Raw genomic sequence first — 7,711 nt, 5'->3', positions numbered from 1 at the left:
CTCCCCGGACGACGCCCCCACGCCGGAGGACGCCTCCTCGCCGGAAGGCGTCCCCGCGCCCGGGGGCGTCCCCTCCTCCGCTCCGCGCCGCGTGCGGTCCGCGCCGCGCACGACGCGTTCCCCGCGCTGCTCGTCCTCGCTCATACGCCCATGGTGGCGCCCCGGGCGCGGCCAGGCATCGGGGCCCTACCCGGAGCGATCCCTGAGATCCGCGAGGGCTCCCGCACGCCGTCCTGGAGGCCGCCTCGGGGCTGCCTCAGGGGCCGACCCTGATGTCCCGGCGCGCCGGGCGTGTGACGATCGGAGCATGACAGCGCCCGCCTCCCCCACCGTGGACGCGCCCCCGCAGGCGCACACGGCTGCGGATCCGTCCGCCGAAGAGCCGCCCCAGCGCAAGCTCTACCGCAGTGCGGAGGGGCGGATGCTGGGCGGCGTGGCGCGCGGTCTGGCGGGGCATCTGGCGCTGCCGGTCTCCTGGGTGCGGATCGTCTTCATCGCGCTCGCCCTCGCCAACGGGCTCGGGGTGCTGCTGTACGCGGCGTTCTGGTTCGTCGTCCCGCTCGGCACCGGCGGCGTCGGCGCGGGGCACCGCACCGGTGCCGCGGGCCTGTCCGAGGCGGTCACCGACCGGCACGGATTGCGGCGCCGGCTGTTCCACAAGCCGGACAAGGGCCAGCTCATCGCCGTACTGGCGCTGGTCGTCGCCCTTTTCGTCACCGTGGACAACCTCCAGTTCGGCGCGGCCAACACCTACCTGTGGCCGGTCGCCCTCATCGGGGTCGGCGTCGCCCTGGTGTGGCGGCAGGCCGACAACTCCCGCCGCGCCCACTGGGTCGAGGTCGGGCGGCGCGCCAGGCTGCTGCCGCTGGCCCGCAGCGCGGCCGGGGTCGCGCTGGTCGCCGCCGGGGTGACCGGCATCGTCGTCGTGCAGGGTTCGGTCAGCCACCTGGGCTCCGTGCTGCAGGCGGCGCTGGCGGTGCTGGTCGGCATCGCCCTGATGGCGGGCCCGTATCTGGTGCGGATGGTGCAGGACCTCTCCGAGGAACGGCTGATGCGTATCCGCGCCCAGGAGCGGGCCGAGGTCGCCGCGCACGTCCACGACTCCGTGCTGCACACGCTCACCCTCATCCAGCGCAACTCCGACAAGCCCCGCGAGGTCGCCCGCCTGGCCCGCGCCCAGGAACGCGAGCTGCGCGCCTGGCTGTACAAGCCCACGGACGCGTCCGGCAGGACACGGCCCGTCGAGGAGGAGGACGAGCCCACGACGCTGGCCGAGGGGGTCAAGGCCGCCGCCGCCGAGGTCGAGGACCACCACGGGGTCCCCGTCGAGGTCGTCTGCGTCGGCGACTGCCCTCTCGACGAGGCGCTGGGCGCGCAGCTCCAGGCCGCGCGCGAGGCGATGGTCAACGCCGCCAAGTACGGTGGCGAGGGCGGCGCCGTGCAGGTCTTCGCCGAGGTGGAGGGGCGTACCGTCTTCATCTCCGTGCGGGACCGCGGTCCGGGCTTCGACCCGGACACCGTGCCATCGGACAGGATGGGCGTACGCGAGTCCATCATCGGCCGGATGCGCCGCAACGGCGGCACGGCGCGGCTGCGCACCGCACCGGGCGAGGGGACCGAGGTCGAGCTGGAGATGGAGAGGGCGGCGGAGTCGTGACGGACGGACCGAACGAGACGAGCGCGGCGGACGAGCAGCGGAGCACGGATGCGGGAGGGGGCCGCCGGGCCCGGGTCGTCCTCGTGGACGACCACCGCATGTTCCGCGCGGGCGTGCAGGCGGAGATCGGCCGCACCGACGAGACGGGCGTCGACGTCGTGGGCGAGGCGGGCGACGTCGACCAGGCGATGACGGTCATCGAGGCCACCCGTCCCGACGTGGTCCTGCTCGACGTCCACCTGCCCGGCGGCGGCGGCGTCGAGGTGCTGCGCCGCTGCGCTCCGCTGATGGGCGATCCCGACCAGCCCGTCCGCTTCCTCGCCCTGTCGGTCTCCGACGCCGCCGAGGACGTCATCGGCGTCATCCGCGGCGGCGCGCGCGGCTACGTCACCAAGACCATCACGGGCGGTGACCTGGTCGGCGCCATCTTCCGTGTCGCGGACGGCGACGCGGTCTTCTCCCCGCGGCTGGCCGGCTTCGTCCTCGACGCCTTCGCCTCCACCGACGCCCCGCCGGTCGACGAGGACATGGACCGCCTCACCCAGCGCGAACGCGAGGTGCTGCGGCTGATCGCGCGCGGCTACGCCTACAAGGAGGTGGCCAAGCAGCTGTTCATCTCCGTCAAGACGGTCGAGTCCCACGTCTCGGCGGTGCTGCGCAAACTCCAGCTGTCCAACCGCCACGAGCTGACCCGGTGGGCGACGGCACGGCGGCTGGTGTGAGGCTCTTTTCGGCGCCGGCGTCGGCGCCTCCGGCAGGCGAATTCGAGCCCAGCGACCGGCGTGTGGAATCCGAGCGCTGATGACCTGCTAAGCGGCAGAGCGCATGTCGGCGACGAACGCCGACCAGGCGTCAGCGGTGAAGGTGACCTGGGGACCCGTGAGGTGCTGCTTGGAGTCCCGGACGTGGATGGTGTGGGGGCAGGCGGCTACCTCGACGCAGTTGCCGCCATCCGTGTTGCTGTAGCTCGACTTACGCCACGAGACAGCGGCCTCGACGCAGGCGCCCCCTTCCGTGTTGCTGTAGCTCGACTTGAACCACGCCAGCTCGGTACTCATAGCTCCTCCGCCAACTCGCTGATGAAGGCTGACGACTCCCCGGGGTTGAGAGCCAGCCGCAGGATCATTTCATGGCGCTGCCGGAGCGTACTGATCTTCTCTCCATCTGAATACAGGACGCCCGTGGTTTGCCCCTCCTCATACCCGAGATACTCGTGATCAGGGGTCTCCAGCAGCACGAAGGGGCCCAACCGCCCGGGGTGCGGTCCTCGCCCATAAGGCATGACCTGGATGGTGACGTTCCGCCGACGCCCCACATGCAGCAGATGGTTCAACTGTCGTTTGCATGCGGCCATGTCGCCTACTTGGTCGCGTAGGGCCGTCTCGGAGATGACGAAACTGAATGCCTTGGTCTGCTTGTCCAGCAGCGTCTGCCGTGCCAGCCGACCCTTCGTGCGCTCCTCGATGGTTTCGTCATCCAGCGGCGGACAATGAGCGTTAAGCATCGCAAGGACGATCTCCTCGACTTGCAACAGGCCAGGGATGAACTCAGTCTCGTACCAACTGACGGCCACCGCCTCGCTCTCCGCCTGCATGAAGTCCTGCGAGTACGACGGGAACGGTTCCGGGCGGAGGAACTCCACCGCAGCCGCCAGCTTGCCCTGCGCGCCGCACATATCGTCAGCGATGCGCAGCACATGGGCCTGCGCCTTGCGCACTCCGCGTTCCATGCCCTTGATGGCGTCGTAGCCGTAGCCGGCCTCCTGCGCCAGGGCCTGGCGCGAGATACCGGCCGCCTCGCGCCAGCGTTTCATCTGGTCTCCGGCGTAACGCCATGCCATGGGGCGGTCGTCGCCGTTGCCGTTCCTGCTGCTGCCGTTGGCCAACCGGCTCGCCTCCTGAGCCAGTACGCCCGAGGGCGGGGACACCCCGGGCACACTCACCGTCCGTACCTGCTCCGTTACTTCGAACCGTACGGCGTGGCCAGCACGCTGTGCGTCATGAACAGCGAGATTCCCCCTGCGGGCGCCTTCGCGGTCGATACGCGGACGGGCCGGATCGGTCAAGTGATGGGCTGCGAGGGGCCGTACGTACAGATGCGGCCACCCGGTGGTGGTTGCGAGTGGGACGTGCCGCCGGACGCGATCCGTGCCGCGCGGGTCATCGAGGAGTTGCGCGCACGGGTCACCGATCTGAACCGGCAGAGCAGGCTCCCGTGAGCGGCGACCGCCGGAACTCTCCGTAGAGGCTCACGTCCCGTAACCGTCCGTCGCCAACTACCCACAGCCGGTGTACTCTGCCGCGTATTAGCTCGCCCCATGTGCCACACATGAGGCGGCCCCCGACGGTGTTAGCGCACCGGTCGAGGGCCTTCACCACCAAGGTCTACAGGAGGACCCTGGGATGCACAGGCATGTTAGCGCGCCCTCGCGCTTCTTCTCCCAATTGCCGAACGACATCATCCGCCACCCCCGCCTGTCCGCGACCGCGGTACGGCTCCTGGCCTGGCAGCTTTCCCTTCCCGAGGGCGCCGACGAACCGCTGTGGAAGACGGCAGAGCGCGCCGGAATCGGCAAGGTCGCCTTCCAGAACGCGAAGCGGCAACTCCGAGCCGAACGCTACCTGTTCGAGTGGCGGCACCAGAACGAGCACGGGCGCTGGCAGACCGTCCAGCTCGTCGCCAACACCCCCCTGTCACCCGACGAAGCCCGCGTCGCCGTCCAGCCCGCCGCCCAACCGACAGCCGCCGTACCGGCCACCGGTGTACCGACCCGTCGGCCCGCCGCCCCTCAACCCCGTAAAACACCCGTAGGGAACACCTCCCACCCTCCCGCCGCAACCGAAGCCACCGAAGCCGCGGCGCCCCGACTCGGCACCGAGATCTGCGCCCGTGCCGAAGCGCTCCTGCTCTCCCTCCCCCGGACCGCGCCGTACCTGGCGATGTCCGCCCGCAAGGCCCGGCGCTGGGCACCCCTCGCAGCGCGCTGGCTGGAGTGCGGCCTGGGCACCGACGACGTCCGCACGGCGCTCACGGCGGGACTGGAGCGGGCCCGCTCCCCGCTCGGGGCGCTCCGGTGGCGGCTGGAGCACACCCTGCCCGAGCCCCTCGCCACGTCGCCCACCACCCAAGCGCCGCCGCGCGTGTCGCGCATGCGGGAGTGCGCGGGCCCACACACCCAGCCGCTGCTGTTCACCCCCGTCGGCGACGAGGACCGGTGCCCCGCCTGCCGCACGACGGCAGCAGCCACGGCGACGCCCGCACCTGCGCCAGGGACCGGCCTCCGCACCTTCCGCGCAGCACGCGCAGCACGCGCGGTCCGCGCCGCCCGCGCCGCCCGCGCGGCACTCACCGCAGACGGCCTGCCCGCGGCCGTGGAATGAACCGAAGCGTGGGCCCGCCCGTGTCTGGGGGCGGTGCCCGCGGTGCTGAGAGTGTTCTGAACGTCGCTGGACTGCTCCGGTCCTTCTTCGTCCGTCCGAGCGGACGACGGGCACCTTTCCGCACCCCCTACGCGAGGTGACCATGATCGGATCTGACAGCAGACAGGACTTCTCAGACGACCGGGGATCCCGCCGCGGCCTCATCGCCGTGATCGCCGCGCTGTGCGCGGCGGCCGTGGCCGTGACCCTGATCACCGTCGACACCACGTCCGGCGAGGACGGCAAGCGGCCGGAACTGGCCGCTGCCGCGGACTCGTCGGCAGCGGGCAAGAACGTCGGATACTTCACCAACTGGGGCGTCTACCAGCGCGATTACCACGTCAAGGACATCGAGACATCCGGTTCGGCGGACAGGCTGACCCACATCAACTACGCCTTCGGCAACGTGCAGGGCGGCAAGTGCACCGTGGGTGACAGTTACGCCGACTACGAGAAGACGTACACCGCCGAGCAGAGCGTCGACGGCCAGGCCGACACCTGGGACCAGCCGCTGCGCGGCAACTTCAACCAGTTGCTGAAGCTCAAGAAGAAGCACCCGAACCTGAAGGTGCTGTGGTCCTTCGGGGGCTGGAGCTGGTCCAAGGGCTTCACCGAGGCGGCCAAGAACCCTCAGGCCTTCGCCGAGTCCTGCTACAACCTGGTCACCGACCCGCGCTGGAAGGGCGTCTTCGACGGCATCGACATCGACTGGGAGTACCCGAACGCCTGCGGCCTCGGATGCGACACCAGCGGCCGGGACGCCTTCACCAACCTGATGAAGGCGCTGCGGGGCAAGTTCGGCGACAAGCTGGTGACCGCGGCCATCACCGGGGACGGCTCCAAGGACGGGAAGATGCAGGCCACCGACTACACGTCGGCGGCGCAGTACGTCGACTGGTACCTGCCGATGACCTACGACTACTTCGGCGCCTTCGACCAGCAGGGACCCACGGCACCGCACTCGCCGCTGGACGACTACGACGGCATCCCCAAGGAGTCGTACAGCAGCGCGGCGGCCGTCGCGATGCTCGTCATGGGCGGAGTACCCCGGGAGAAGGTGCTGATGGGGCTCGGCTTCTACGGCCGTGGCTGGAGCGGGGTGACGCAGTCGGAACCCGGCGGGACGGCGACGGGCCCGGCTCCCGGCACCTACGAGCAGGGCATCGAGGACTACGAGGTGCTCAAGACCCGCTGCCCTGCCACCGGCAAGGTCGGGGGTACCGCCTACGCGCACTGCGGCGACCAGTGGTGGAGCTACGACACCCCGGAGACCCTCCGTGGCAAGGTCGACTGGGTCGAGAAGCAGAACCTGGGCGGCACCTTCGTCTGGGAGCTGAGCGGCGACACCCCGGACGGAGAGCTGATCAAGGCCATCCGGTAGGCGGAACCGCCCTTCGCCACCGAGGCCCCGCGGCGCGGTTGCGCGGGGCCTCGGTGCGCCTCCCGAGGGCGGCGCGCTTGCGCGGGGCCTCGGTGCGCCTCCCGAGGGCGGCGCGGGGGCTCACGCCTCGGGGCGTACGCAGGTGTAGCCCTGCTCCAGCAGGACGGGCAGGTAGCGGTCGACGGCCTGCACGGTCTGGTCGCGCGGGCCGCCGCCGTCGTGCTGCAGGACGATGGCGCCGGGGGCGACCTGGTCGAGGACGGCGCGCACGATGGTGGCCGTGCCGGGGCGTGACCAGTCGCGGGTGTCGAGGGACCAGCCCATCGGTTCCATGCCCAGGCGGGCGCAGATCTTCAGCGAGGGGGCGTGCCAGTCGCCGTAGGGGGCGCGGCACCAGGTGGGCGGGAGGCCGAGCACGCGGTCGATGAGATCGCTGGTGCGGGAGAGTTCGCTCTCGATGTCCTCGGTGCGCAGCCGCGTCAGCTGGCGGTGGCTGTAGGAGTGGTTGCCGACGACGTGGCCGTCCGCTGCGATGTCGTGCAGCAGCTCGGGGAAGACGGCGGCGTTCTCACCGACGACGAAGAACGTGGCCTGCACGCCGTGCCGCCGCAACACCTCCAGCAGGGCCGGGGTGTGGACGGGGTGCGGCCCGTCGTCGAACGTGAGCGCGAGGACGCGGCGGCCGTGGGTGCCGGGCAGCGTCATCTCCGCCTGGGTACGCACGGGCGGGTGCGCGCTCGGAGCACCCATCGACGTCTCCCCGGCGAGCGGGCGCAGCCGGTAACTGTCGCCGGCCGCGTGTTCCGTGTGCGGCAGGCCGCGTACCGGTCGCGTGCCCGCGCCCGCGCCCCCGCCGGCCGGGCGCGTCGGGTCGGCCGGATGTTTCGCCGCGGCGGCGACGTGCCCGCTCCGTCCGGACTCGTGCAATGCGAACGCACCGGCAGCGACACCCGTCAGCGCCGCGGTGCCGACGCCGAGGCCGGTGTACAGCAGACCCCGTCGCGTGAAGATATGACAATCAGATCGCATATCCCCTGCGTAGCACCGGCGCGCCGCGTCATCTGTGACCCGGCGCGCGGACCTCGCGAGTCCGCCCGAACGGCCGACGCCACGGAGGCGGCCGTACGCCGGACGGCCGCCCGGACGGGCGAGCGCGCGGCGGACAAGCGGCGAGCGCGCGGCGAGCGCGGGCGCGCGCCTGGCGGGCAGACGGGCGAGCACCCGGGCGCCTGCCTGGGGCCCGGGGCCCGGGCA

Annotated in this window: 8 protein-coding genes; 5 read left to right on the top strand and 3 right to left on the bottom strand. The window is 71.5% G+C overall.

Annotation, left to right across the window (positions count from 1 at the left end):
- Positions 1–307: 307 nt before the first annotated feature.
- On the top strand, positions 308–1,657 hold the full coding sequence (locus AB8Z75_RS28280; protein ID WP_369206859.1) for a PspC domain-containing protein: 1,350 nt from the start codon (positions 308–310) through the stop codon (positions 1,655–1,657).
- On the top strand, positions 1,654–2,379 hold the full coding sequence (locus tag AB8Z75_RS28275; protein ID WP_369206857.1) for a LuxR C-terminal-related transcriptional regulator: 726 nt from the start codon (positions 1,654–1,656) through the stop codon (positions 2,377–2,379). Before AB8Z75_RS28280 ends, AB8Z75_RS28275 begins: the two co-directional genes overlap by 4 nt.
- Positions 2,380–2,466: 87 nt before the next feature.
- On the opposite strand, the gene AB8Z75_RS28270 is transcribed toward AB8Z75_RS28275, so the two are convergent.
- Positions 2,467–2,715: a DUF397 domain-containing protein gene (locus AB8Z75_RS28270; RefSeq protein WP_369206855.1), complete on the bottom strand. Its 249-nt coding sequence runs from the start codon at positions 2,713–2,715 to the stop codon at positions 2,467–2,469.
- Positions 2,712–3,497, bottom strand: a complete 786-nt coding sequence (locus tag AB8Z75_RS28265) for a helix-turn-helix domain-containing protein (RefSeq protein WP_369206861.1) — start codon at positions 3,495–3,497, stop codon at positions 2,712–2,714. Before AB8Z75_RS28265 ends, AB8Z75_RS28270 begins: the two co-directional genes overlap by 4 nt.
- 159 nt (positions 3,498–3,656) lie before the next feature.
- On the opposite strand from AB8Z75_RS28265, the gene AB8Z75_RS28260 reads away from it, so the two are divergent.
- The 3 genes from AB8Z75_RS28260 (at position 3,657) to AB8Z75_RS28250 (ending at position 6,457) form a co-directional block, all read left to right on the top strand.
- Positions 3,657–3,875, top strand: coding sequence for a hypothetical protein (locus AB8Z75_RS28260; protein WP_369206853.1), 219 nt, complete (start codon positions 3,657–3,659; stop codon positions 3,873–3,875).
- Positions 3,876–4,059: 184 nt separating this feature from the next.
- Positions 4,060–5,037, top strand: coding sequence for a hypothetical protein (locus AB8Z75_RS28255; protein ID WP_369206851.1), 978 nt, complete (start codon positions 4,060–4,062; stop codon positions 5,035–5,037).
- 142 nt (positions 5,038–5,179) lie between these two features.
- Positions 5,180–6,457 carry a glycoside hydrolase family 18 protein gene (locus AB8Z75_RS28250; protein WP_369206849.1) on the top strand — a complete coding sequence of 426 codons (1,278 nt, stop codon included), beginning with the start codon at positions 5,180–5,182 and terminating at the stop codon, positions 6,455–6,457.
- 120 nt (positions 6,458–6,577) lie between these two features.
- On the opposite strand, the gene AB8Z75_RS28245 is transcribed toward AB8Z75_RS28250, so the two are convergent.
- Complete coding sequence (locus tag AB8Z75_RS28245; RefSeq protein ID WP_369206847.1) at positions 6,578–7,486, bottom strand: polysaccharide deacetylase family protein; 909 nt, start codon at positions 7,484–7,486, stop codon at positions 6,578–6,580.
- Between the last annotated feature and the right edge of the window lie 225 nt (positions 7,487–7,711).

Source organism: Streptomyces sp. PU-14G (assembly GCF_041028275.1).
In the GTDB taxonomy this organism is placed as follows: Bacteria; Actinomycetota; Actinomycetes; order Streptomycetales; family Streptomycetaceae; genus Streptomyces.
This window is presented reverse-complemented; position numbering and strand designations above follow the sequence as displayed.

Bases quoted from the DNA above. Each gene is read 5' to 3' on its own strand.
- AB8Z75_RS28280 (WP_369206859.1), top strand. From the start codon at position 308: ATGACAGCGCCCGCCTCCCCCACCGTGGACGCGCCCCCGCAGGCGCAC.
- AB8Z75_RS28270 (WP_369206855.1), bottom strand. From the start codon at position 2,715: ATGAGTACCGAGCTGGCGTGGTTCAAGTCGAGCTACAGCAACACGGAA.
- AB8Z75_RS28265 (WP_369206861.1), bottom strand. From the start codon at position 3,497: ATGGCATGGCGTTACGCCGGAGACCAGATGAAACGCTGGCGCGAGGCG.
- AB8Z75_RS28260 (WP_369206853.1), top strand. From the start codon at position 3,657: ATGAACAGCGAGATTCCCCCTGCGGGCGCCTTCGCGGTCGATACGCGG.
- AB8Z75_RS28255 (WP_369206851.1), top strand. From the start codon at position 4,060: ATGCACAGGCATGTTAGCGCGCCCTCGCGCTTCTTCTCCCAATTGCCG.
- AB8Z75_RS28250 (WP_369206849.1), top strand. From the start codon at position 5,180: ATGATCGGATCTGACAGCAGACAGGACTTCTCAGACGACCGGGGATCC.
- AB8Z75_RS28245 (WP_369206847.1), bottom strand. From the start codon at position 7,486: ATGCGATCTGATTGTCATATCTTCACGCGACGGGGTCTGCTGTACACC.